The following is a 22210-nucleotide window of genomic DNA, read 5'->3' on the forward strand; positions in this document are numbered from 1 at the left end:
GCATTTTCAGCGGCGCCGGCTGTGTAGACTGCTGCCCATGACGCCTCACACCAAACTCAAGGTCGCAAACGCTCTCATGCTGCTGGGAGCCGTGCTGGTCCCGATCGGTTTTTACCGCTTCCTCGCCCTGGTTTCTCCCGCGCCTCAACGCATGAGCGTGGTGGGGGAAAGTCTGCTCCAGCTCGGCGGCCTGGTCGCCTTCGCGCTGGTCGTCGGCATGGGCGCTTTCGTCTGGTCGCTGCGCGTGGAAAAGCGCCATCCGGCGGTGCAGGTCAGCGGGACCTTCGCGATCCGTGTCCTGGTCTTCATCGTCGTTTTTGCCCCGATCGTCATCGGCAGCTTCTGAGTCGGGAGCCGGTCACGCCGGCCGCTTGAACATCCGGGGATCGAAGCTGAACAACTTGGCGATCGACAGCTTCACGTCCGCATAGGCCGGGTGCTCCGGATTGATCACCAGGTTCACGCCCTCCCCCACGCTCACCGACGGCACCCGCAGGTAGAGGTGGTGGCACTTCTGCAGGAAGGCAGTGCCAAACCGGGTTGCGCTGCCGCCGTCGTCGAGATCGTCCCAGCCTTCCGGCAGCTCCTCGCGCGATACGATCATGCCCAGCTCCGGGTCGTCCGGCAAGTCCACCGCCACCAGCACCAGGCCGGGTTCGTCGCCATCAAGGTGGACGAATTTTTCCAGTGCCGCCAGCTCCGCCGTCATGGCGGTGTAGAGCGCGGCGCAGCCCTCCTCATGCCAGTGGCCGCCACTCTTGCGCGCGCCTTCGCAGCTGCGGTCCAGGGCCACGTCTTCCTCCGCGATTCTCCAGGTTCTCATCCAAGCTTGTCCCCCTGTTGTCCCGGAGCCAGGATACACCGGCTCGGAAGGCGCACCGCGCACGGATGGGACAGGCTGTTAGTCGACCCGCTCGCGCACCTCGGCCAGGATGCCCAGCAGTTCCGACAGGTCCGCCGGCTTGACCAGGTGGCGGTCGAAGCCGGCCTGGCGCGCGCGTTCGCGGTCTTCGCTCTGGCCATAGCCGGTCAGCGCGACCAGCATCGCATTGGCCGTATCGGGCGAGGCACGCAGGCGGCGCGCCAGTTCGTGACCATCCATGTCGGGCAGGCCGATATCGAGCAGCATGACCTCGGGCCGTTCGCGCAGGGCGCGCGCCAGGCCGCCGGTGCCGTCGCACTCGACGCTCACCAGGTGGCCGTGCGCCTCGAGCAGCGTGGCCAGCATCTGCGCGGCGTCGGCATTGTCGTCCACCACCAGCACCCGCACCGCGCCATCCATGGCCTGCTCGCGCGGCGGCTGCGCCTCGTGTTCCTCGCTACCCGGCAGCAGCGGCAGGCGGATCACGAATTCGCTGCCCGTGTTCGGGCCCTCGCTATGGGCGGCCACCCGCCCGCCATGCAGCGCCACCAGGCTTTTCACCAGCGCCAGGCCGATGCCCAGGCCGCCCTGCGAGCGGTCCGGCGTGCGCTCGGCCTGCGTGAACAGGTCGAAGATGTAGGGCAGCACCTGCGGCTCGATGCCCTGGCCGTTGTCGCACACCGCGATCACGGCCTCGCCGCCTTCGCTGCTCACGCGCAGGATGATCCTGCCGCCTGCGGGCGTGTACTTGGCGGCGTTGTTGAGGATGTTCGAGACCACCTGCACCAGGCGCGTGCGGTCGCCTGACACGTGCAGCGGCTGCTGCCACAGCTCCAGGCGCAGCTCGTGGCGCTTCAGGTCCAGCAGCGGGCGCACCTGTTCGACGGCGCCGTGGACGATCGCCGCCACGTCCAGGTTTTCCTTCTCGATCTCGGCCAGGCCGCGCGTCACCCGCGAGACGTCCAGCAGGTCGTTCACCAGGTCGGTCATGTGCTCGGCCTGGCGCACGATGATGTCGCTGGCGTGGCGCGCGCGCTGCGGGTCGAGGTTGCCGCGTTGCAAGAGCTGGGCAGCCGTCGTGATCGGCGCCAGCGGGTTGCGCAGCTCGTGCGCCAGCATCGCCAGGAACTGGTCCTTCTGGCGGTTGGCGGCGCGCAGCTCGTCTTCCACGCGCTTGCGCATGGTGACGTCGCTGCCTTCCACGAAGATGCCCTCGACGTCGCCCTTCGGGCCGCGGATCGGCTGGTACACGAAGTCGACGAAGCGCTCTTCCAGCGGCGCGCTGGCCTCGCGCTGGACGCGCACCGGCACCGCGTGGCCGACGAAAGGCTGGCCTGACTGGTAGACCTGGTCGAGCAGCTCGAAGAAGCCCTGGTCCGCGACCTCTGGCAGCGCCTTGCGCGCCGGCTTGCCGATCAGCTCGCGGCGTCCGATCAGCTGCAGGTAGGATTCGTTGGCGATCTCGAACACGTGGTCCGGGCCGCGCAGCACGGCGAAGATGCCGGGCGCCTGTTCGAACAGGGTCATCAGGCGCTGGTTTTCCTGTTCGCGGTAGCGTTCCGCCAGCACCTCGCCGGTCATCTCGACGCAGGCGCAATACATGCCGGCCACGGTGCCGTCCTCGTCGCGCACCGGCGAATACGAGAAGCGGAACCAGGTGTCCTCGTCGTAGCCGAAACGGTTCATGCGCAGCGGCAGCCGGTCCATGTAGGTGGATTCGCCCTTGAGTGCGCGCACGATCAGCGGATGGATGTCGTCCCAGATCTCGCGCCAGATGTCGTGGAAACGGGCGCCCAGCGCCGCCGGATGCTTTTCGCCGAGGATGATGGCGTAGGAGTCGTTGTACAGGAAGCCCAGTTCCGGGCCCCAGGCCACGAACATCGGGAACTTCGAATTGAGCATCAGGCCGACCGTGGTGCGCAGGGCCTGCGGCCAGGCGCGCGGGTGGCCGAGCGGCGAATGCGACCAGTCATGCGCCCGCATCATGGCTCCCATCTGCCCTCCCCCGCTGAGGAAGGGCAGCCATTCGGAAGGAGTCTCGTGTTCGGGTTTCATGCTTGTTTGGGAACGGATGAGGCCGCGCGGGTGGTCATGCCAAAAGTGTGCCAGAAACAAGGCATATGCCCCCGCACCGCTGCCCTCATAGGGTCTGGACGAATTCGCGGATGCCGCCCAGCAGCATTTCCACCGACATGGCCGTCAGGATCAGGCCCATCAGGCGCTCGAAGGCGGTCATGACCTGCGGGCCCAGGCGCTGCTGCAATTTTTCCGCGCTGAGGAAGACCGCCAGCCAGACCACGCCGACCGCGGCCAGCGCCGCCACATGCACCATGGTCTCGGAAAAGCTGTCGGAAACGAACAGCAGCACGGTCGCCAGCGCCGACGGCCCGGCCAGCGCGGGAATGGCCAGCGGCACGATGAAGGGCTCGCCCCCTTCGCTGCGCCCCAACACGCCATCCGGATGCGGGAAGATCATGCGGATCGCGATGATGAGCAGGATGACGGCGCCGCCAATGCGCAGCGCCACCGGCGACAGGTGCAGGGCCGCCAGGAAATGCTGGCCGAAGAACATGAAGACCAGCAGGAGCAGAAAGGCGATCGCGCATTCGCGCACCACGATGCGGGGACGGCGCTGGACCGGGACGTCCTTGAGGGCCGCGGCGAACAGGGGAACGTTGCCGAAGGGGTCAGTAACGAGGATCAGCAGGATGAAGGTTTGAAAAAAACTTTGGGTCATCGGTTTCTACTTGTTATTGTTGAACCATGCGGAAATGGCCGAGCCGCATCTTAGCAGAGTAACACGCTCAAGGCTCCACCGAATGGGTACGTTTGAGGGTGCGCAGCACGAAGGTCGAGCGGCTGTGGCGGATGCCCGGAATCTTGTACAGGCGCTGGCGCAGGAAGCGCTCGTAACCCTCGGTACCGGCCACGGCCACCTTGATCAGGTAGTCGTAGTCGCCGGTCAGGAGGCTGGCCTCCATCACCTCGGGCAGCCTGGCCAGTTCTTCGCCGAAGCGGATCAGCATGTCGTCGTCGTGGCGCTCGAGCGTGACTTCGATGATGACGGTGTCCGGCAGGCCCAGCGCACGCTGGGACAGGATCGCCGCATAGCCCTCGATGTAGCCCTGCTCTTCCAGCGCGCGCACCCGGTTCCAGCAGGGCGTGGGCGACAGGTGCACGCGCTCGGCCAGCTTCTGGTTGGTGATGTGGCCTTCGACGCGCAGGATGCGCAGGATCTTCCGGTCGATGTCGTCGAGTACGTCCTTTTTTGGCCTGCTGTCGGCTTCCATAAGAAGAAACTCCTAATGTTTTACGTTTATGCAGGATATTCTCCCATAAACTGCTTAAAACAGGGAAACTATGAAAGCACCTTTTTGCCCCCTGCCACTACGATAGAGGGGTGCTTCATCGAGACCATGCCGCGCCGCCCCGAACCTCCGCCACGAACGGAGCTGCATCGCGCGCCGCGGGCGCCGCTTCACGAGAGCGGCTGACAAAGTAGAACGGGCAGGAAAGGCTTTCGCCTTTCCTGCCCGTTTGCTTTGCTCTTCCAAAGCGCGTTCCAGATTACTCCTCGAACTTCTTCATCCACGCCGACAGCTGGTGCGGACGCAGGCCGTCATAGTCTTCGAACGGCTGGTGGATCCACGGATTGTGCGGCAGGTCTTCCAGGTGGTAGTCCGGCTTGAAGGCCGAGGTGCCTTTCACCCAGATGACGGCCGAACGCACTTCCGAGACGTCCGGGTAGTTGGTCTGCAGGTGCTCGCGCACCTTCTGCAGGGTCACGCCCGAATCGGCCAGGTCGTCGACCAGCAGGATGCGGCCGGCCAGCGGGCCCTTGGTCATCGTCATGTACTTGGCGATGTCCAGGTTGCCCTGCTTGGTGCCGGCTTCTTCGCGGTAGGAGCTGGTCGACAGGATCGCCAGCGGCACGTCGAAGATGCGCGAGATCACGTCGCCCGGACGCACGCCGCCGCGCGCCAGGCACAGCACCATGTCGAACTTCCAGTTCGATTCATACACTTGCAGCGCGAGGCGCTCGACCAGGCGGTTGTACTGGTCCCACGAAACCCAGAGGTCCTTGTCGGTCGATGCAGGGGTGTTCATTTCAGGCTATTCCTATTGTTATTAGGCTGCGAACGGATGGCGCAGCACGATGGTTTCTTCGCGGTCCGGGCCGGTCGACACCATGTCGATCGGCACGCCCACCAGTTCTTCGATGCGCTTGATGTAGGCGCGGGCGTTGGCCGGCAGCTCGTCCATCGACTTGGCGCCGACGGTGGACTCGGTCCAGCCCGGCATCTCTTCGTAGACCGGCTCGCACAGCGCGGCTTCCTCGGCGCCGACCGGGAAGATATCGACCTCGCGGCCGTCGATCTTGTAGCCGGTGCACAGCTTGAGCGACTCGATACCGTCCAGCACGTCCAGCTTGGTCAGGCACATGCCCGACACGCCATTGATCTGCACCGAGCGGCGCAGCAGCGCGGCGTCGAACCAGCCGCAGCGGCGGGCACGGCCGGTCACAGTGCCGAACTCGTGGCCCACGCGCGACAGGTGCTCACCCACCCCAAGGTCGGTCGGCAGTTCGGCCGGGAACGGGCCCGAACCCACGCGGGTCGTATACGCCTTGGTGATACCCATGATGTAGTGCAGCATGCCCGGGCCGACGCCGGCGCCGGCGGCGGCATTGCCGGCCACGCAGTTCGACGAGGTGACGAACGGGTAGGTGCCGTGGTCGACGTCGAGCAGCGAGCCTTGCGCGCCTTCGAACAGGAGGCTGCCGCCGGCCTTGTGGGCGGCGTACAGCGCGGACGAGACGTCGCCCACCATCGGGCGCAGGCGCGGCACCAGGGCCATCGCATCGTCGTAGGTCTTCTGGAAGTCGATCGCTTCGCCGCCCAGGTAGTTCACCAGCACGAAGTTGTGGTATTCCAGGTTCTCTTTCAGCTTCTCGGCGAAGCGCTCTTCGTTGAGCATGTCGGCGATGCGGATCGCACGGCGGGCGACCTTGTCTTCGTAGGCCGGGCCGATGCCCTTGCCGGTGGTGCCGATCTTGTTCTCGCCGCGCTTGGCTTCGCGCGCCTTGTCGATGGCGACGTGGTAAGGCAGGATGACCGGGCAGGCTTCCGAGATCTTCAGGCGCGAAGCCACTTCGACGCCGGCGGCCTCCAGCTTGTCGATCTCGCGCATCACGTCGGGTACCGAAACCACCACGCCGTTGCCGATGTAGCAGGCCACGCCTTCGCGCATGATGCCCGACGGGATCAGCTGCAGCGCGGTCTTCTGGCCCTTGATCACGAGGGTGTGACCCGCGTTATGGCCGCCCTGGAAACGGACGACGCCGGCCGCATGGTCGGTCAGCCAGTCGACGATCTTACCCTTGCCTTCATCGCCCCACTGGGTGCCGATGACAACGACGTTCTTTGCCACGTTAGTATTTGACATCACTTAACCTAAGTTTTTGAGAATCCAATTTCCGTTTTCGAGGACGAGCACGCGGTCGCACTCGAACTCGTCCTGAACATTGTCGTGACCGGGCATGGACTGGATCACGACTTCGCCTGCCTTGCGCAGGTCAGCGATTTTTTCCCTCAGCTCCGGCGCATTGCCCCAGGGCGCGCGGATCGAGTGCTTGCGCTCGGCAGTCGGCAGCAGCCGCGCCAGTTCGCGCAGGTCGAGCGAGAAGCCGGTCGCCGGACGCGCGCGTCCGAAGGCCTCGCCCACATGGTCGTAGCGCCCTCCCCTGGCGACCGCGTTCGGCAGGCCCGGCACGTAGAGCGCGAACATGGCGCCGCTTTCGTACTGGTAGCCGCGCAGGTCGGCCAGGTCGATCGCCACCTCGGCGCGGCCAAGGGCGCCGGCCGCAAGCGCGGCCAGTTCGGCCAGCGCGCGGGTGACGCCCGGCAGCGCCGGCAGCTCCTCCCTGGCGCGCGCCAGCACCTCGACGTCGCCGTACAGGTGCGGCAGCGCCAGCAGGGCCTTGCGGGTGGCGGGCGGGTAATCCCGGGTGATCTCGTGCAGGGCCGGCGCATCCTTGGCGCGCAGCATGGCGGTCAGGCGCGCTTCGTCGCGCTGCGCGGCCGCATCCTCGGCCAGCAGGGCGCGCAGGATGCCGACGTGGCACAGGTCGAGGCGGACGCTGTCGAAGCCGGCCAGCGCCAGCGTGCCGAGCGCCAGCTCCTGGATCTCGGCGTCGGCTTCCAGGCCGGCGTGGCCGTAGATCTCGCAACCGATCTGGATCGGCTCGCGGGTGGCGTGCAGGCCCGACGGGCGGGTGTGCAGCACGCTGCCGGCGTAGCACAGGCGGGTGACGGTATCGCGGTTGAGCAGGTGGGCGTCGATGCGCGCGACCTGGGTGGTCATGTCGGCGCGCAGGCCGAGCAGGCGGCCGGACAGCTGGTCGACCACCTTGAAGGTGCGCAGTTCGGAGTCCTGCCCTGCTCCGGCCAGCAGCGACTCGACGTACTCGAGCAGCGGCGGCATCACCAGTTCGTAGCCGTACAGGCGGAAGGCATCGAGCATCTTGCGGCGCAGATCCTCGATCTTGCGCGCTTCGGACGGCAAGACATCGGCGATATTTTCAGGCAGTAGCCAGTTCGGCATGGACGGAGCTAACGGGTTGTTGACAAGAGCGGTACAAAGGGCACGGGCGTGCTGGCGCACGGTGCGAGCGCCGAATCGGCAATTTTACCCGAAAATGGTAAGGCGTAGGCGGGGGATGTTGGTTTAACAGGCAGGATAGCTTGTCAGAGTGCCATGTTGCAACGCTTGTCTAGACGGATGTGTAGGGTGGACGGCTCTGCCGTCCGCGCGTTCAAACCACGTGTCATGGCCTGCGCCGTGGTTTGCATACGGTCCTTGAACGCGCGGACGGCGAAGCCGTCCACCCTACGAATTACTTGCCGCCCGGCTGCTTGAAGTACTTGAAGAACTCCGAATTCGGATCCACCACCATCACGTCCCCACGGTTCTTGAAGGTCGCCCGGTAGGCTTCCAGCGAACGGTAGAACCTGGCGAATTCCGGATTCTTGCCGAAGGCCTCGGCATAGATCGCGGTGGCCTTGGCGTCGCCGTCACCCTTGATCTTCTCGGCCTCGCGGAAGGCTTCGGCGATGATCACGGTGCGCTGGCGGTCGGCGTCGGCGCGGATCTGTTCGGATTCGGCGGCGCCGGTCGAGCGCAGCTCGTTGGCCACGCGCACGCGCTCGGCCTTCATGCGTTCGTACACCGAGTTGTTGATCTGCTCGATGTAGTCGACGCGCTTGAGGCGCACGTCCACCACGCCCACGCCGATCTCCTTGGCTTCGGCCACGACCTTTTCCTTCACCGCGTTCATCACGGCGCCGCGCTCGCCGGAAATCACTTCGCGCACGGTGCGCTTGGTGATCTCGTCGTTCAGGGCGGCCTTGATGATCTGCGACAGGCGATCGCGGGCACGGGCCTCGTCGCCGCCGAAGCTGACGTAGTACAGGCGCGGGTCGGTGATCCGCCATTTCATGAAGGCATCCACCAGGATGTTCTTCTTCTCGGCCGTGATGAAGCGGTCGGCGTCGGGCGTGTCGAGGGTCAGGATGCGCTTGTCCAGGTAGATCACGTTCTGGAACGGCGGCGGCAGCTTGAAGTGCAGGCCCGGCTCGGTGATCACGTCGCGCACCTGGCCCAGGGCGAACACGATGGCGAAGCGGCGCTGGTCGACCACGAACACGGTGGACGAGAGCAGCATCAGGGCAATGAAGCCCGCCACAAATAAAGTTACGAGGCGGTTCATTAACGGCTCTCCCGGTCACGTGAGGAATCGCGGCTGCGGCTGTCGCGCTGGCGCACCGAATCCATGGCTTGCATGACGTCCGTTGGCGGCGCCGACTGCGGCACCTGCACCGGACCCGAACGGGCGCCGACACTTTCGTTGCCGGCGCCTTGCTGGATCAGCTTGTCCAGCGGCAGGTAGATCATCGGATTGCCCGCGCGCGAATCCACCATCACCTTGCTGGTGCTGGAGAAGATCTGCTGCATGGTATCGATGTACATGCGGTCGCGGGTGACGGCCGGGGCTTTCGCGTAGGCGGCCACCACCTGGTCGAAGCGCGAGGCGTTACCGGTCGCGTTCTCGACCACCATCGAGCGGTAGGCCTCGGCGTCCTGCTGCAGGCGGAAGGCCTGGCCGCGCGCCTGCGGGATCACCTGGTTGGCGTAGGCTTCACCCTCGTTGCGGGCACGGGCACGGTCCTGGCCGGCCTTGACGGCGTCGTCGAAGGCTTCCTGCACCTGCTCCGGCGGCTGCACGCCCTGCATGGTCACGTTGGTGACCAGGGCGCCCAGCGCGTAGCGGTCGAGGATCTGCTGCATCATCTGGTGCACGTCGGCGGCGACCTTCTCGCGGCCTTCGTACAGGACGAAGTCCATCTTGCTCTTGCCGACCACTTCGCGGATGGCGGTCTCGGCCACCTGGCGCACGGTCTCGTCGTTCTCGCGGTTGTTGAACAGCCACTGGACCGGGTCCTTCAGCGTGTACTGGACCGCGAACTGGATGTCGATGATGTTCTCGTCGTCGGTCAGCATCAGCGATTCTTGCGGCTGCTTGTTGCGCACGTTGGCGCGGTAGCCGATCTCGGCGGTACGGATGGTCGACACGTTGACGGTCTCGTGGGCCTGGATCGGATACGGCCAGCGCCAGTTGAAGCCGGCGCCCGTCGTATGGCTGAGCTTGCCGAAGGTGGTAACGACGCCGGTCTGGCCTTCCTGCACGATGAAGGCGCCGCTCGCCAGCCAGATCAGGCCGACGATGGTCGCCACCACGCCCGCGCCGATGCCGGCGCCGCGCATTTCGCCGCGGCCGCCCGGGCCGCCGCCGCCGTCGCCGCCATTGTTGCGGCCGCCGAAGATGCGGTTCAGGCGCGCGTTGAAATCGCGCCAGAGTTGATCGAGGTCGGGCGGGCCTTCACCCGGCCGGCGGCCCTCCTGGGCCTTGTGGTCACCGTCGGGTTTGTGGCCCCAACGTGGATCGTTCAGCGACAGTTTGATGCCGCAACGTTTAAGTAAAGAAACGAGCATAGGCTAGTGTGGCCCGAGATGGGTAGAGGTTGTCATAGTGTTCTCTGCAGGATTGGCCAGGGAGCCGCCCACCGCCGGTTCTTCCCCATGCCGTGCATGTTCTTGTTCCGCGCGGGCCGCCATCGCCGCCTCGACGATGGCCTCTCGCAGCAGGTCCAGGCCGGCCCCGCTGTGGGCGCTGATGAAAACGCGGCTGATCTTATCATACTCATCACGCTCGACCCCGGGCTCCAGCCCGGCCGCATCGATCTTGTTCCAGACCAGGATCTGGGGCACATGATCGGCGCCGATCTCGCGCAAGACCTCGTTGACCTGCTCGATCTGCTCCATGCGCACCGGCGAGTTGCCGTCGACTACATGCAGCAGCAGGTCGGCATGGATGGTTTCCTCCAGCGTGGCGCGGAAGGCCGCCACCAGCTGGTGCGGCAGTTCGCGCACGAAGCCGACCGTGTCGGAAATGACCACGCTGCCCACCTCGTCGCCAAGGTAGAGGCGGCGGCTGGTGGTGTCCAGCGTCGCGAACAGCTGGTTCGCAACATACACGCCGGCCTTGGTCAGCGTATTGAACAGGGTCGACTTGCCGGCGTTGGTATAGCCGACGAGGGACACCGAGAAGGTCTGGTTGCGTCCGCGCTGGCGGCGCTGGGTCTCGTGCTGCTTGCGCAGCTTGGTCAGGCGGGTGCGCAGCATCTTGACGCGCTCGCCGATCAGGCGGCGGTCGGTCTCGAGCTGGGTTTCGCCGGGACCGCGCAGGCCGATACCGCCCTTTTGACGTTCCAGGTGGGTCCAGCCGCGGATCAGGCGCGTGGCCAGGTGCTGCAGCTGGGCCAGTTCCACCTGCAGCTTGCCCTCGTGGCTCTGGGCGCGCTGGGCGAAGATGTCGAGGATCAGGCTGGTACGGTCGATCACGCGCACCTCCAGCCGGCGCTCGAGGTTGCGCTGCTGGGCCGGAGACAATGCGTGGTTGAAGATGACCAGCTCGATGCCCTCGACCTTGCAGGCCATCTTGATTTCGTCGGCCTTGCCGCTGCCGACGAAGTGGGCGGGGTCGGGACTGCTGCGCTTGGCCGTGATCGTGGTGATCGGTTCGGCGCCGGCGGAGCGCGCAAGCAGCGACAGCTCTTCCAGGCTGGCGTTGAAATCGCCAGCACCAAAATCGATGCCGACCAGCGCTGCGCGCATGGAGGTGTTGCCGGGGGCGTCAGCCATCGGCCTTACTCGGCTTCGGAGTCGAGGTTAAGGTTGACGGCGCGAGCCGGGACAACGGTGGAAATGGCATGCTTGTAGACCATCTGGGTCACGGTGTTACGAAGCAGGACGACGTACTGGTCGAAGGACTCGATATGGCCTTGCAGCTTGATGCCGTTGACCAGGTAGATGGAGACGGGGACGTGCTCCTTGCGCAAGGCGTTCAGGAATGGGTCTTGTAACAGTTGCCCTTTGTTGCTCATAACAGCTCCGTAATGTTGTTGTAGTTCAGTGGGTATTTGTAACGTTGTGGCAATTTGCCATTTTTCAAGTGCCTGGGCTACATTCCGCTGTGGCGAATGAAAGCCCTAAGCTACTGTAACCTGTTTCGCCACTTTTTGTCGTACTGCTACGGCTAATTCTGCTCCTTGGCAAAAGGATTCTTACCGGATTTGAATTCGATGCGCACCGGGGTGCCGACCAGGTTGAAGGTATCGCGGAAATGCTTTTCCAGATAGCGCTTGTACGGGTCGCTGACGGCTTCGAGCGCATTGCCGTGGATGACGATGATGGGCGGATTCTGGCCGCCCTGGTGGGCGTAGCGCAGCTTGGGACGGGTGCTGCCCTTGCGCTTGGGCTCCTGCTTTTCGATCGCTTCCTGCAGCGCGCGGGTCAGGCGCGGAGTCGACAGGTTGGCGGTGGCGGCGGCATAGGCCGAGTCCACCGATTTCATCAGCTGGCTGATGCCGGTGCCCTTCAGGGCCGACACGAAGTGGGTCTTGGCGAACGAGAGGAAGTCGAGCTTGCGGTCGAGGTCCATCTTGACCTGGTCGCGCTGGTCCGACTGCAGGCCGTCCCATTTGTTGACGGCGACCACCAGCGCCCTGCCCGACTCCAGGATGAAGCCGGCGATGTGGGCGTCCTGTTCGGAAATATCTTGCTGGGCGTCGAGCAGCAGGACGATCACGTTGGCATCCGAGATCGACTGCATCGTCTTGATCACCGAAAATTTCTCGATGGCTTCAAAAATCTTGCCGCGGCGGCGGATACCGGCGGTATCGATCAGCGTGTACTTCTTGCCGTCGCGCTCGAACGGCACTTCGATCGAGTCGCGGGTGGTGCCCGGCATGTCGAAGGCGATCACGCGCTGCTCGCCGACCAGGGTGTTGATCAGGGTCGACTTGCCGACGTTGGGGCGGCCGACGATGGCGATCTTGATGCCGTGGTCGGGATGCTCCGCCTCGTCTTCCTCGTCGGGACGGTTGGCGAAGGCGAAGTCGAGCGCCTCGTTCACCAGGTCGTGCACGCCGTCGCCGTGGGCGGCGGAAATGACGTAAGGGTCGCCCATGCCGAGCTCGTAGAAATCGGCGGTGACCGAGGTGTACTTCATGCCCTCGGACTTGTTGACCACGAGCATGACCTTGCGGCCCGTCTTGCGCAGGTAATCGGTGATGGTCTTGTCGTGCGGGGTCAGGCCCTGGCGGCCGTCGACGATGAACACGACGACGTCGGCTTCCGCCACCGCCTGGCGCGTCTGCAGCGCCATCTCGTGCATGATGCCCTCTTTGGCCACCGGTTCGAAACCGCCGGTGTCGATGACCAGGAACGGGCGTTCGCCGATCCGGCCTTCGCCATAGTGGCGGTCGCGGGTCAGGCCAGGGAGGTCGGCCACCAGCGCGTCCCGCGAGCGGGTCAGGCGGTTGAATAAGGTCGACTTCCCGACGTTCGGGCGACCAACGAGTGCGATTACCGGCTTCATGTAGTTATTCTATTCGACCGCGATGGCGGCCACAGTTCCATTTTGTGTTTGAAAAATCAGGTGCGATCCAGCCACCAAAGGGGTGCCGATGACGGCGCTGCCGTCGAGAGCGGCGCGCGCGAGGAACGATCCATCCTCGCGCGACAGGAAGTGCACGATGCCCTGGTAGTCGCCCACCGCCACCGCGCGGCCGAAGGAGACCGGGGTCGACAGGCGGCGGAAGGCCAGCTTGTCGTTCTTCCAGGCGCTCGAACCGGTGTCGCGGTTGAAGGCGTACAGCGCGCCCTTGTCGTCCGCGGCGAACACGAAGCGCTGGTCGACCGCGACGCCGACTTCGGACGACAGGTCGCGGGTCCACTTGGGCGAACCGGAGGCGGCGTCGAAGCAGGCCACCCGGCCCTGGTAGGACGCGGCGCAGACCTCGCCCTCGAACAGCACCGGGGCGCCGCCGATGTCGGTCACGCGTTCCAGTTCGGTGGCGCCGCGCGCCACGCCCACTTCCTGGTCCCAGCGCGGCGCGCCGGTGGCCAGGATCATGGAGGACAGGCGGCCGGCCGGCTGGGCGACGATGACGTCGCTGCCGTTGACGATCATGCCCGGCGCGGTGCGCAGGGTCAGCGACGGGGTCACGCGCTGCACGGTCCATTTCTTTTCGCCGGTCTTGGCATCCAGGCCGACGATGCGGTTGTCCAGGCTGCGCGCGACGACGATGCCCTGCCCCACGGTCGGCGCGGACAGCAGCTCGCTCGACAGCTGCGAGGTCCACAGCTTCTTGCCCTCCATGTCGAACGCGATCACGGTGCCCTTGGTGCCGCCGACCACGATCAGGTTGCCGTCGGTGCCGACGCCGGCCGAAAGTTCGCTGCCGGCCTTGACGCGCCACAGCTGCTTGCCGCTTTCGGCCTCGACACGGGCGATGTCGCCGCTGCCGCCGGCCACCACCACCGTGTTGCCGGCCAGCGCAGGCGAGAAGGTGTACGGGCCGGACTTGCCGATGTCGAGCTTCCATGCGGTGCGTACCGCCATCGTCGCCTTCAGCTCCACCAGCGGCGCCGGCTGGTCGGTCTTCGACTTCGACGCGAAGGGATTGAGCGAGCTGAGTTTGTTCACCATGCTGGACGGGCTCAGGCTCGAGCAACCGGTCACCAGGGCCAGTACACCAACACCGACAAGTTTGCTGCTGATACGCATATTCTTTAACCTTGTTCCTGGACTGTAGAAGACTCTATAGAGGACGCAAGGCCCGCGCACGCCTTCGCGGCATGCGCGGGCCTGTCAATCCTGGTATTACGCGGCGGCCGCGGCGGCTTTGGCGTCTTTCGCTTCCGGCACGGTGCCGCCGATGGCTTCGAGCTTGATCTGCACCAGCTGGCGGCCCGGATTATCCTTGTGCATTGCTGCCAGCGCGGCCACGTAGGCCTGGCGTGCTTCGGCAATCTTGTTTTGCGCAACCAGCACATCGCCCTTGCGGTCGGCCACTTCGGCCGAGAACTGCTCGGGGAATTTGTCGTTCAGCAGCTTGAGCGCGGCATCGAAGGACTTCTCGTCGAGCAGCACGCCGGCCAGGCGCAGCTTGGCAATCGCCTGGTACTCGTCGTTGCCCTTGTCCACCACCCACTGCAGCTGGGCCTTGGCGGTCTTCAGATCGTTCGCATCAAAAGCCGTCTTGGCGGCGGCCAAGCTGGCCATCTGCGCGTACACGGTGCCGTCGTACTTCTGCTTGATGTCGCCGGCGATGCGCTGGGCCTTGGCATTGTCGCTGGCGACCAGGGCAGTCTGCAGCTCGTCGTACAGCGCCGAGGCCTCGACCGCGTGGGTGCGCTGGCGCGACTGCCAGAAGTTGTAGCTGGCGTAGGCCAGGAGCGCAACGATCAGCACGCCCATGATGAGGTTGCCGTATCGGGCCCAGAAGGCCTTGAAATTCGCTATCTGTTCCTGTTCTTCGAGGTCGTATGCCATTGTCTGCTCAGTGTCTGGTTGTTATCAGGATGGTAAATCGTTGCCCTTACGGACGGTGGTGATGACCGTGCTCGTTGCAATTCTCGTCGTCGCAGTCGTGGCCGCCTCCGACGATCTGGTCGACCACGTAGTCGACCACGTCCTCGAAGGGCACGCTGGCCTGCTGCTGCTCGCCTGCTTCGCCTCGCATCGCCTTGACGTTCGCCTTGCCACTGGCGATTTCGTCGTCGCCGATGATCACGGCGAACGCCGCGCCGCTGCCGTCGGCCTTCTTCATCTGGCTCTTGAAGCTGCCCGCGCCTGCCGGCGTTGCGCAATGTAACACAACATCCAGGCCGGCATCCCGCAGGCGCTCGCCCAGGATGAAGGACTGCAGCTGGGCGTCCGCGCCCTGGTGCACCAGGTAGACGTCGCACTGGCTCGGCGCCTGGGTCTCGCCCAGGCCCTTCATCAGTTCGATGATGCGCTCGATGCCCATCGCGAAGCCGACTGCAGGCGTCGGCTTGCCGCCGAACTGCTCGATCAGCGGATCGTAGCGGCCGCCCGCGCAGATGGTGCCCTGCGAGCCCAGCTCGTCGGTGACCCACTCGAACACGGTGCGGTTGTAGTAATCCAGGCCGCGCACCAGGCGCGGATTGATGGTGTACTGCACCGCATTGCGGTCCAGGATGTTCTTCAGGCCGTTCAGGTGCGCGAGCGACTCCTCGCCCAGGTAGTCGAGCAGCTTGGGCGCGGCGTTGACCATGTCCTGCATGGCCGGGTTCTTGGTGTCCAGGATGCGCAGCGGATTGCTGTGCAGGCGGCGCTTGGCCTCGGCATCGAGGATGTCCTCGTGCTTCTCGAGGTAGGCGATCAGGTCGGCGCGGTGGCGCAGGCGCTCGTCGGCGTTGCCGATCGAGTTCAGCTCGAGGCGCGCGTTCTGCAGGCCGAGGTCGTCCCACAGGCGGCGGCACAGCATGATCAGCTCGGCGTCGATGTCCGGGCCCGAGAAGCCGACGGCTTCGGCGCCGAACTGGAAGAACTGGCGGTAGCGGCCGCGCTGCGGACGCTCGTGGCGGAACATCGGGCCCTTGTACCACAGGCGCTTGGGGCCATCGTACACGAGGTTGTGCTCGATCACGGCGCGCACCGCGCCGGCGGTGCCTTCCGGACGCAGGGTCAGCTGGTCGCCGTTCATCGAGTCTTCGAAGGAGTACATTTCCTTCTCGACGATGTCGGTGACGGCGCCGATGGCGCGCGCGAACAGCGAGGTGTCCTCGACGATCGGAGTGACGATCTTCTGGTAGCCGTAGCTCTTCAGGATGGTTTCGGCGGTGTTCTCGAACAGCTCCCACATCGGCGCATCGGCCGGGAGGATGTCGTTCATGCCTTTGACGGCGACGATTTTTTCTGGTTTGGACATAGTTTCTTTCGCTCTTGTAGGGTGGACGGCTCCGCCGTCCGCGCGTCCAGCTCCCGGATGCGCTGTGGCATGGCACGGGGGAGTTGAACGCTTGGTCGTTTGTAATTCCGGACATTGTCCGAAATTACCCCGCCCACCCTACGGATATCTTATTGCGCCACTGCCTCGCGGCTGTAATTTTTCTGCACGTAATTCAGCACGATGGTCTTGAACTCGTCGACGATGCGCTCGCCGCGCAGCGTCGCGACCTTCTGTCCATCGACGAACACCGGCGCCGCTGGCGATTCGCCGGTACCCGGCAGGCTGATGCCGATGTTGGCGTGCTTCGATTCGCCCGGGCCGTTGACGATGCAGCCCATCACGGCCACGTTCATCGCTTCCACGCCCGGATAGGTCTTCTTCCATTCCGGCATCTGCTCGCGCAGGAAGGTCTGGATGTTGTCCGCCAGCTCCTGGAACACGGTGGACGTCGTACGGCCGCAGCCCGGGCAGGCGATCACCATCGGGGTGAACTTGCGCAGGCCCATGGTCTGGAGGATTTCCTGGCCCACCACGACCTCCCTGGTGCGGTCGCCGCCCGGTTCCGGGGTCAGCGAGATGCGGATGGTGTCGCCGATGCCTTCCTGCAGCAGCACCGCCAGCGCGGCGGTCGAGGCGACGATGCCCTTGCTGCCCATGCCGGCCTCGGTCAGGCCCAGGTGCAGCGGGTAGTCGCAGCGGCGCGCCAGTTCGCGGTAGACCGCGATCAGGTCCTGCACGCCCGAGACCTTGCACGACAGGATGATCTTGTCGCGCGCCAGGCCCACTTCTTCGGCACGCACCGCGTTCTCGATCGCGGAAGTGATGAGCGCTTCGTACATCACCGCCTGCGCGCTCCACGGCGTGGCGCGGGCCGCGTTCTCGTCCATGATGCGGGCCAGCAGCGACTGGTCAAGGCTGCCCCAGTTGACGCCGATGCGCACCGGCTTGTCGTATTTCGCCGCGATCTCGATCATCTGGGCGAACTGGGTGTCGCGCTTGGCGCCCTGCCCCACGTTGCCCGGGTTGATGCGGTACTTGGACAGCGCCTGCGCGCATTCCGGATAGTCGCGCAGCAGCAGGTGGCCGTTATAGTGGAAGTCGCCCACCAGCGGGGTGTCGATCTCCATGCGGTCGAGCTGTTCGCGGATCGCCGGGACCGCGGCCGCGGCAGCCGGGGTATCCACGGTGATGCGCACGATCTCGGATCCGGCGCGCGCCAGCTCCTTGACCTGGATCGCGGTGCCGATCGCGTCGGCGGTGTCGGTATTGGTCATCGACTGCACCACTACCGGCGCGTCGCCGCCGACCCAGACGGTGCGTGCGCCATGCGATACCGCGACCTTGCGGCGGGGGCGGCGCGCCATGGGGCCCGAAGGGATCGGTTCGCCAATGCAGGGTTCGTTCACGATCATGTTCCGTTCCATTACTTCAAAGACACTTGAGCAAACTTCTTGCCCGGCGCCTGCTCCAGGGCGACAGGCGCACCGCGCAGGGTCGCGCTGACCGCGCCCGGATTACCGACGGTCAGCATGCCCGGCCCAGTGACGTCGAAGGTTTCGGTCGAGCCGGCCTTGACTTCGCGCCACAGCAGGCGCTTGCCGCCGACGACCACGCCGATCCAGGCATCTTCACGCACGTTCAGCACCAGCGCATTGCTGCCGCCGGCCGCAACTGCCGGGGCTGCCGGCACCGCGGTCACCGGCGCCGCCAGCGTGGCCGCCGGTGCGGCCGGGGTCGTGGTTGCGGATGCGGTGCCCGGCGTGGCGGCAGACGGCGCGGCAGTACCCGGAGCGGTAGCACCCGGAGCGGTTGCGGGCGCGGCGGCGGGCGGCGTCGTGCCGGCCGGCGCCGGCACCGAGATCAGCGGCACCGACTGATTCTGCAGCGTGTCGTGGGCATCCGGCGCGCCGCCGTGCGGGCTGACCGCCGGGGTTTCGAGCAGGGCGCCATGCTCGGCCTCCGGCTGCTGGCTGCCCGGGATCAGGCCGAAGTGCCAGAGCGCGGCGCCGGCGGCGATCAGCACCGCCACGCCGGCGATCAGGCCGACCGGCACTTTATTGCGCTTGCCGCCGATCGGGAAGCGGCTTTGCGAGAACGAGGCCGGGCGCTGCTCGCGGCGCGGGATCGAGGCGGTGACGCCGGCCTGGGCTTCGGGCGGCATGTTCATCTCGATCTTGGCGACCAGCGGGGCCGCGTCGATCTTCAGCAGCTTGGCGTAGGCGCGCACGAAGCCGCGCGTCACGGCCGGGCTCGGGAGCGAGGCGTAGTCGCCGGCTTCCAATGCCACCACCTGGCGCGGCGCCAGTTTCAGCTGGTCGGCCACCTGCTCCACGCTCCAGCCCATCGCTTCGCGCTGGGACTGCAGGGTCTTGCCGGGAATGCCAGCGTCGTTGCCCGGCGTCGCCGGCTGGTCTGCATGCTCGTTCATGTTGCTCGTCTCACTCTAGCTAGTTCACTCATCGAATGCCCCGCGCTCGAACGCCGCGTACTCGGGCGAGCCGGGGAAGCGCCGCCGCAGCTGGGCTGCCAGGCTGGCTTCCTGCGTCCGCTCGCCCAGCTTGCGCTGCACGCGCAAAGCCAGCCAGAGCGCATCGGCCGACAGCGTGTCGAGTTTCGAAGTCTCGATCAGGCGGTTAATGAAAAAACCGGCGCGCGGGTAGTCGCGCCGCTCGTAATAGGTCCGCGCCAGGCCAGCGTTGCTCGCCTGCAGGTCGGGGTTGTAACGCAGGGCCTCGAGCAGGTAGCGCTCGGCGGCCTGGAAATTCTTGCTGCGGATGCTGCACAGGCCGGCATTCACCAGCGCGCTCACCGGGGTCTGGTAGACCGGGTTGCGCAGCGCCGCGTCGAAGTACGGCATGGCCTGGGCCGGCTTGTTCAGCGAGGTGCACAGGAAGGAACCGTAGTTGTTCGACAGGTCCGGGTTGCCCGGCTTGAGCCGCAGCGCGGTCTGGTAGTTGTCGTCGGCCAAAGCCAGCTGCCCCATCGCGGTGTAGACCAGCGCGCGCAGGCCATGGGCTTCGGCATTGCCCGGATCGGCCGCGAGCGCCTGCTTGACCTCGTCGAGGGCGGTCTCGTACTGGCCGTTCTGGTAGTAGCCGACCGCCAGCTGCAGGCGGATCGCGGCGCGTTTTTCCGCCGCCGTCACGTCGGACGCGGTCTTCAGTTCGCCGCCGCCCGTGCCATGACTGGCGCAGCCGGCCAGCACGGCCACGGCGAACAGGAGCGCGGCACGACCGGCGGCGCCGCCCATCAGGAGGGAATCTCCACGATGCGCCCGAAGTCGGCGCCGAACTTCTTCTGGTACTCGGCCATCTTTTCCATGCGCTGGGCCACGCGGGTGCGGTCCTGCACCTCGCCGGCCAGCTGGCCGCAGGCGGCGTCGATGTCGTCGCCGCGCGTCTTGCGCACGGTGGTGACGATGCCGGCATCCATCAGCACCTGGGCAAAGGCCTTGATGCGCGGGTTCTTCGAGCGGGTCAGGCCCGATTCCGGGAACGGATTGAACGGGATCAGGTTGAACTTGCAGTTCACCCCCACCACCGGATCGTTCACCAGGGCGATCAGTTCGCGCGCGTGCTCGTCGCTGTCGTTGAAGCCGTCGAGCATGCAGTACTCGAAGGTGATGAAGTCGCGCGGGGCGAATTCCAGGTAGCGCTTGCAGGCAGCCAGCAGCTCGCGCAGCGGATATTTCTTGTTCAGCGGCACCAGGATGTCGCGCAGGGCGTCGTTGGACGCGTGCAGCGACACGGCCAGGGCCACCGGCACGTCCTGGGACAGCTTGTCGATGTTCGGAACCACGCCCGAGGTCGACAGGGTCACGCGGCGGCGCGACAGGCCGTAGGCGTTATCGTCCAACATCAACTTGAGCGCGGTGACGGTCGGCTCGTAGTTGAGCAGCGGCTCGCCCATGCCCATCATGACCACGTTGGTGATCTGGCGCTCGCCCTTCGGGCCCGGCTCGATGCCTTTCGTGCGGCGCAGCTCGAACTCGGCCATCCACAGCTGACCGATGATCTCGGCCACGGTGAGGTTGCGGTTGAAGCCCTGCTTGCCGGTTGAGCAGAAGCGGCAGTTGACGGCGCAGCCGGCCTGGGTCGAGATGCACAGCGTGCCGCGGTTTTCTTCCGGGATGAACACGGTTTCCACGGCGTTGCCATTGCCGACGTCGACCAGCCACTTGCGGGTGCCGTCCGTCGACGTATGGTCGCTGATGATGCCAGGGGCACGGATCTCGGCGCGGGTCTTGAGTTTTTCGCGCAGCGACTTGGCCAGGTCGGTCATGTCGTCGAAATCGGACGCACCGAACTGGTGGATCCAGCGCTGGAGCTGCTTGGCGCGGAACGGTTTCTCACCCAGCTCGGCGCAGTACGCAACGAGTTGCGCGGGATCGAAGTCCAGCAGGTTGGTGAGAGTCGTCATGGCAAAATCCTTTATTTCTGAAACCACTCGCGCCGGCCCGAGGCCGCGGGCGAGTGGCTTACTCATTTAAATTAGTCCGGGGGAAATTTACCGGGGCGCGCCCCGGATGCGCTCCCCCTACTAATTAACGCGAGTAGACGTTCAGTGCCGGGAAGAAGTAAGCGATTTCCACGGCAGCGGTTTCAGCAGCGTCCGAACCGTGGACGGCATTGGCGTCGATCGAATCGGCGAAGTCGGCGCGGATGGTGCCGGCTTCTGCTTTCTTCGGATCGGTGGCGCCCATCAGCTCGCGGTTCTTCAGGATCGCGCCTTCGCCTTCCAGCACCTGGATCATCACCGGGCCCGAGATCATGAAGTTGACCAGGTCCTTGAAGAACGGACGCGCTGCGTGCACGGCGTAGAAGCCTTCGGCTTCGGCTTGCGACAGCTGGGTCATGCGGGCAGCGACCACTTTCAGGCCAGCGCCTTCGAAGCGGCTATAGATTTGGCCGATCACGTTTTTTGCAACTGCGTCCGGTTTGATGATCGACAGGGTGCGTTCGATTGCCATGTAAAACTCCAATAAAAGAATGGTTTGAATCAAGAACCTTTGGTGGCTCCTGCAACTGAATTTGGAACTCAATTAACCTTTAATTTTACCACAGCTGCCTCATATAACCGATATTGCGGCACTGGCAAGCAAAGTGGTAGAGTTGCGGGGCAAAATCGTCCTGGCTTAAGGCTCTGCTAAGCATCTGCTTGTATGGTTTTCAGTGACGCTCATCCACCAACCGGAGGCTCCATGATCCCTAATTCGCAACCCCGCAGCACGATCGACCTGACCAAGGCAGGCCGGGTCGACGTCACGCGCAACAAGGTACTGCGCAACACCTACTGGCTGCTGGCGCTGTCGATGATCCCGACCGTGCTGGGCGCCTACATCGGCGTGTCGTTCAACCTGATGGCCGGCCTCGGCACCTTCGGCTTCATCGGCTTCATGCTGGTCGCCTTCGGCTTCATCTTCGCGATCCAGAAGTTCAAGGACTCGGCCGTCGGCCTGGGCCTGCTGCTGGCCTTCACCTTCGTGATGGGCCTGATGCTGACCCCGCTGCTGCAGCACACCCTCGGCTACTCGAACGGCGGCACCCTGATCATGACCGCCTTCGGCGGCACCGCCTGCGTGTTTGCCGTGATGGCCAGCATCGCCACCACCACCAAGCGCGACTTCTCGGGCATGGGCAGCTGGCTGATGGCCGGCGTGATCGTGCTGATCCTGGCCGCCGTGGCCAACATCTTCCTGCAGATGTCGGCCCTGACGATCGTGATCTCGCTGCTGGCGATCGGTATCTTCTCGGCCTTCATCCTGTTCGACGTGCAGCGCATCGTCAACGGCGGCGAAACCAACTACATCAGCGCCACCCTGTCGATCTACCTGGACGTGTACAACATCTTCACCAGCCTGCTGCAACTGCTGGGCATCGCCGGCGGCGACCGCGACTAAGCGGTTTCAGCCGAAACGAAAAGCCGACCGCGAGGTCTAATGCCGTTCAGTTAAGACTGAACGGCATTT

Annotated in this window: 22 protein-coding genes; 2 read left to right on the forward strand and 20 right to left on the reverse strand. The window is 65.2% G+C overall.

Features of this window, described 5'->3' with window-relative positions:
• The first annotated feature begins 37 nt into the window (after positions 1-37).
• A complete protein-coding gene (locus MasN3_RS18755; RefSeq protein WP_281909228.1) occupies positions 38-346 on the forward strand; it encodes a hypothetical protein in 309 nt (102 codons plus the stop codon).
• A 12-nt stretch (positions 347-358) separates the two neighbouring features.
• Here MasN3_RS18755 and MasN3_RS18760 read toward each other — a convergent pair whose 3' ends face one another.
• The 20 genes from MasN3_RS18760 to ndk form a co-directional block, all read right to left on the reverse strand.
• Positions 359-823 (reverse strand): RES family NAD+ phosphorylase, encoded by a 465-nt coding sequence (locus MasN3_RS18760; RefSeq protein WP_281909229.1) that lies wholly within the window; start codon positions 821-823, stop codon positions 359-361.
• Positions 824-901: 78 nt separating this feature from the next.
• Positions 902-2917: a hybrid sensor histidine kinase/response regulator gene (locus MasN3_RS18765; protein ID WP_281909230.1), complete on the reverse strand. Its 2016-nt coding sequence runs from the start codon at positions 2915-2917 to the stop codon at positions 902-904.
• Between the two features lie 85 nt (positions 2918-3002).
• Positions 3003-3599 (reverse strand): MarC family protein, encoded by a 597-nt coding sequence (locus MasN3_RS18770; protein ID WP_281909232.1) that lies wholly within the window; start codon positions 3597-3599, stop codon positions 3003-3005.
• A 67-nt stretch (positions 3600-3666) separates the two neighbouring features.
• Positions 3667-4152 (reverse strand): Lrp/AsnC family transcriptional regulator, encoded by a 486-nt coding sequence (locus MasN3_RS18775; RefSeq protein WP_281909233.1) that lies wholly within the window; start codon positions 4150-4152, stop codon positions 3667-3669.
• Between the two features lie 277 nt (positions 4153-4429).
• Positions 4430-4969, reverse strand: a complete 540-nt coding sequence (locus MasN3_RS18780) for a phosphoribosyltransferase (protein ID WP_281909234.1) — start codon at positions 4967-4969, stop codon at positions 4430-4432.
• A gap of 21 nt (positions 4970-4990) precedes the next feature.
• Positions 4991-6307: an adenylosuccinate synthase gene (locus tag MasN3_RS18785; protein WP_281909235.1), complete on the reverse strand. Its 1317-nt coding sequence runs from the start codon at positions 6305-6307 to the stop codon at positions 4991-4993.
• A 3-nt stretch (positions 6308-6310) separates the two neighbouring features.
• Entirely contained in the window at positions 6311-7465 is a 1155-nt protein-coding gene (locus tag MasN3_RS18790) for an ATP phosphoribosyltransferase regulatory subunit (RefSeq protein ID WP_281909237.1), read from the reverse strand.
• Between the two features lie 292 nt (positions 7466-7757).
• The gene (gene hflC / locus MasN3_RS18795) at positions 7758-8630 is read right to left on the reverse strand and encodes a protease modulator HflC (protein ID WP_281909238.1); all 873 of its coding nucleotides are present in this window, start codon (positions 8628-8630) and stop codon (positions 7758-7760) included.
• A complete protein-coding gene (hflK, locus tag MasN3_RS18800) occupies positions 8630-9913 on the reverse strand; it encodes an FtsH protease activity modulator HflK (protein WP_281909239.1) in 1284 nt (427 codons plus the stop codon). Before hflK ends, hflC begins: the two co-directional genes overlap by 1 nt.
• Before the next feature lie 3 nt (positions 9914-9916).
• Positions 9917-11095 carry a GTPase HflX gene (gene hflX / locus MasN3_RS18805; protein ID WP_281914544.1) on the reverse strand — a complete coding sequence of 393 codons (1179 nt, stop codon included), beginning with the start codon at positions 11093-11095 and terminating at the stop codon, positions 9917-9919.
• Between the two features lie 32 nt (positions 11096-11127).
• The gene (gene hfq, locus MasN3_RS18810) at positions 11128-11364 is read right to left on the reverse strand and encodes an RNA chaperone Hfq (protein ID WP_026354376.1); all 237 of its coding nucleotides are present in this window, start codon (positions 11362-11364) and stop codon (positions 11128-11130) included.
• 152 nt (positions 11365-11516) lie between these two features.
• Entirely contained in the window at positions 11517-12860 is a 1344-nt protein-coding gene (gene der / locus MasN3_RS18815; protein WP_281909246.1) for a ribosome biogenesis GTPase Der, read from the reverse strand.
• 9 nt (positions 12861-12869) lie between these two features.
• Entirely contained in the window at positions 12870-14051 is a 1182-nt protein-coding gene (gene bamB, locus MasN3_RS18820; protein ID WP_281909247.1) for an outer membrane protein assembly factor BamB, read from the reverse strand.
• 96 nt (positions 14052-14147) lie between these two features.
• Positions 14148-14819, reverse strand: coding sequence for a YfgM family protein (locus tag MasN3_RS18825; RefSeq protein WP_281909249.1), 672 nt, complete (start codon positions 14817-14819; stop codon positions 14148-14150).
• 46 nt (positions 14820-14865) lie between these two features.
• Entirely contained in the window at positions 14866-16221 is a 1356-nt protein-coding gene (gene hisS, locus MasN3_RS18830) for a histidine--tRNA ligase (RefSeq protein WP_281909251.1), read from the reverse strand.
• A 149-nt stretch (positions 16222-16370) separates the two neighbouring features.
• A complete protein-coding gene (ispG, locus tag MasN3_RS18835) occupies positions 16371-17654 on the reverse strand; it encodes a flavodoxin-dependent (E)-4-hydroxy-3-methylbut-2-enyl-diphosphate synthase (protein ID WP_281909253.1) in 1284 nt (427 codons plus the stop codon).
• Between the two features lie 11 nt (positions 17655-17665).
• Entirely contained in the window at positions 17666-18670 is a 1005-nt protein-coding gene (locus MasN3_RS18840; protein ID WP_281909255.1) for a helix-turn-helix domain-containing protein, read from the reverse strand.
• 24 nt (positions 18671-18694) lie between these two features.
• Positions 18695-19492 (reverse strand): type IV pilus biogenesis/stability protein PilW, encoded by a 798-nt coding sequence (gene pilW / locus MasN3_RS18845; protein ID WP_281909256.1) that lies wholly within the window; start codon positions 19490-19492, stop codon positions 18695-18697.
• Positions 19492-20661 (reverse strand): 23S rRNA (adenine(2503)-C(2))-methyltransferase RlmN, encoded by a 1170-nt coding sequence (gene rlmN, locus MasN3_RS18850; RefSeq protein ID WP_281909257.1) that lies wholly within the window; start codon positions 20659-20661, stop codon positions 19492-19494. Before rlmN ends, pilW begins: the two co-directional genes overlap by 1 nt.
• A 124-nt stretch (positions 20662-20785) precedes the next feature.
• Positions 20786-21211, reverse strand: a complete 426-nt coding sequence (ndk, locus tag MasN3_RS18855; protein WP_281909259.1) for a nucleoside-diphosphate kinase — start codon at positions 21209-21211, stop codon at positions 20786-20788.
• Between the two features lie 231 nt (positions 21212-21442).
• Between ndk and MasN3_RS18860 the strand changes: the two genes are divergently transcribed.
• Complete coding sequence (locus tag MasN3_RS18860) at positions 21443-22141, forward strand: Bax inhibitor-1/YccA family protein (protein WP_281909260.1); 699 nt, start codon at positions 21443-21445, stop codon at positions 22139-22141.
• Positions 22142-22210 lie beyond the last annotated feature (69 nt).

Origin of the sequence: Massilia varians (assembly GCF_027923905.1) — a bacterium.
GTDB lineage: Bacteria > Pseudomonadota > Gammaproteobacteria > Burkholderiales > Burkholderiaceae_D > Telluria > Telluria varians_B.

What these genes read in the sequence shown, in the direction of transcription:
- MasN3_RS18755 (WP_281909228.1), top strand. Translation starts at nt 38, where the DNA reads ATGACGCCTCACACCAAACTCAAGGTCGCAAACGCTCTCATGCTGCTG.
- MasN3_RS18760 (WP_281909229.1), bottom strand. Translation starts at nt 823, where the DNA reads ATGAGAACCTGGAGAATCGCGGAGGAAGACGTGGCCCTGGACCGCAGC.
- MasN3_RS18765 (WP_281909230.1), bottom strand. Translation starts at nt 2,917, where the DNA reads ATGAAACCCGAACACGAGACTCCTTCCGAATGGCTGCCCTTCCTCAGC.
- MasN3_RS18770 (WP_281909232.1), bottom strand. Translation starts at nt 3,599, where the DNA reads ATGACCCAAAGTTTTTTTCAAACCTTCATCCTGCTGATCCTCGTTACT.
- MasN3_RS18775 (WP_281909233.1), bottom strand. Translation starts at nt 4,152, where the DNA reads ATGGAAGCCGACAGCAGGCCAAAAAAGGACGTACTCGACGACATCGAC.
- MasN3_RS18780 (WP_281909234.1), bottom strand. Translation starts at nt 4,969, where the DNA reads ATGAACACCCCTGCATCGACCGACAAGGACCTCTGGGTTTCGTGGGAC.
- MasN3_RS18785 (WP_281909235.1), bottom strand. Translation starts at nt 6,307, where the DNA reads ATGTCAAATACTAACGTGGCAAAGAACGTCGTTGTCATCGGCACCCAG.
- MasN3_RS18790 (WP_281909237.1), bottom strand. Translation starts at nt 7,465, where the DNA reads ATGCCGAACTGGCTACTGCCTGAAAATATCGCCGATGTCTTGCCGTCC.
- hflC (WP_281909238.1), bottom strand. Translation starts at nt 8,630, where the DNA reads ATGAACCGCCTCGTAACTTTATTTGTGGCGGGCTTCATTGCCCTGATG.
- hflK (WP_281909239.1), bottom strand. Translation starts at nt 9,913, where the DNA reads ATGCTCGTTTCTTTACTTAAACGTTGCGGCATCAAACTGTCGCTGAAC.
- hflX (WP_281914544.1), bottom strand. Translation starts at nt 11,095, where the DNA reads ATGCGCGCAGCGCTGGTCGGCATCGATTTTGGTGCTGGCGATTTCAAC.
- hfq (WP_026354376.1), bottom strand. Translation starts at nt 11,364, where the DNA reads ATGAGCAACAAAGGGCAACTGTTACAAGACCCATTCCTGAACGCCTTG.
- der (WP_281909246.1), bottom strand. Translation starts at nt 12,860, where the DNA reads ATGAAGCCGGTAATCGCACTCGTTGGTCGCCCGAACGTCGGGAAGTCG.
- bamB (WP_281909247.1), bottom strand. Translation starts at nt 14,051, where the DNA reads ATGCGTATCAGCAGCAAACTTGTCGGTGTTGGTGTACTGGCCCTGGTG.
- MasN3_RS18825 (WP_281909249.1), bottom strand. Translation starts at nt 14,819, where the DNA reads ATGGCATACGACCTCGAAGAACAGGAACAGATAGCGAATTTCAAGGCC.
- hisS (WP_281909251.1), bottom strand. Translation starts at nt 16,221, where the DNA reads ATGTCCAAACCAGAAAAAATCGTCGCCGTCAAAGGCATGAACGACATC.
- ispG (WP_281909253.1), bottom strand. Translation starts at nt 17,654, where the DNA reads ATGATCGTGAACGAACCCTGCATTGGCGAACCGATCCCTTCGGGCCCC.
- MasN3_RS18840 (WP_281909255.1), bottom strand. Translation starts at nt 18,670, where the DNA reads ATGAACGAGCATGCAGACCAGCCGGCGACGCCGGGCAACGACGCTGGC.
- pilW (WP_281909256.1), bottom strand. Translation starts at nt 19,492, where the DNA reads ATGGGCGGCGCCGCCGGTCGTGCCGCGCTCCTGTTCGCCGTGGCCGTG.
- rlmN (WP_281909257.1), bottom strand. Translation starts at nt 20,661, where the DNA reads ATGACGACTCTCACCAACCTGCTGGACTTCGATCCCGCGCAACTCGTT.
- ndk (WP_281909259.1), bottom strand. Translation starts at nt 21,211, where the DNA reads ATGGCAATCGAACGCACCCTGTCGATCATCAAACCGGACGCAGTTGCA.
- MasN3_RS18860 (WP_281909260.1), top strand. Translation starts at nt 21,443, where the DNA reads ATGATCCCTAATTCGCAACCCCGCAGCACGATCGACCTGACCAAGGCA.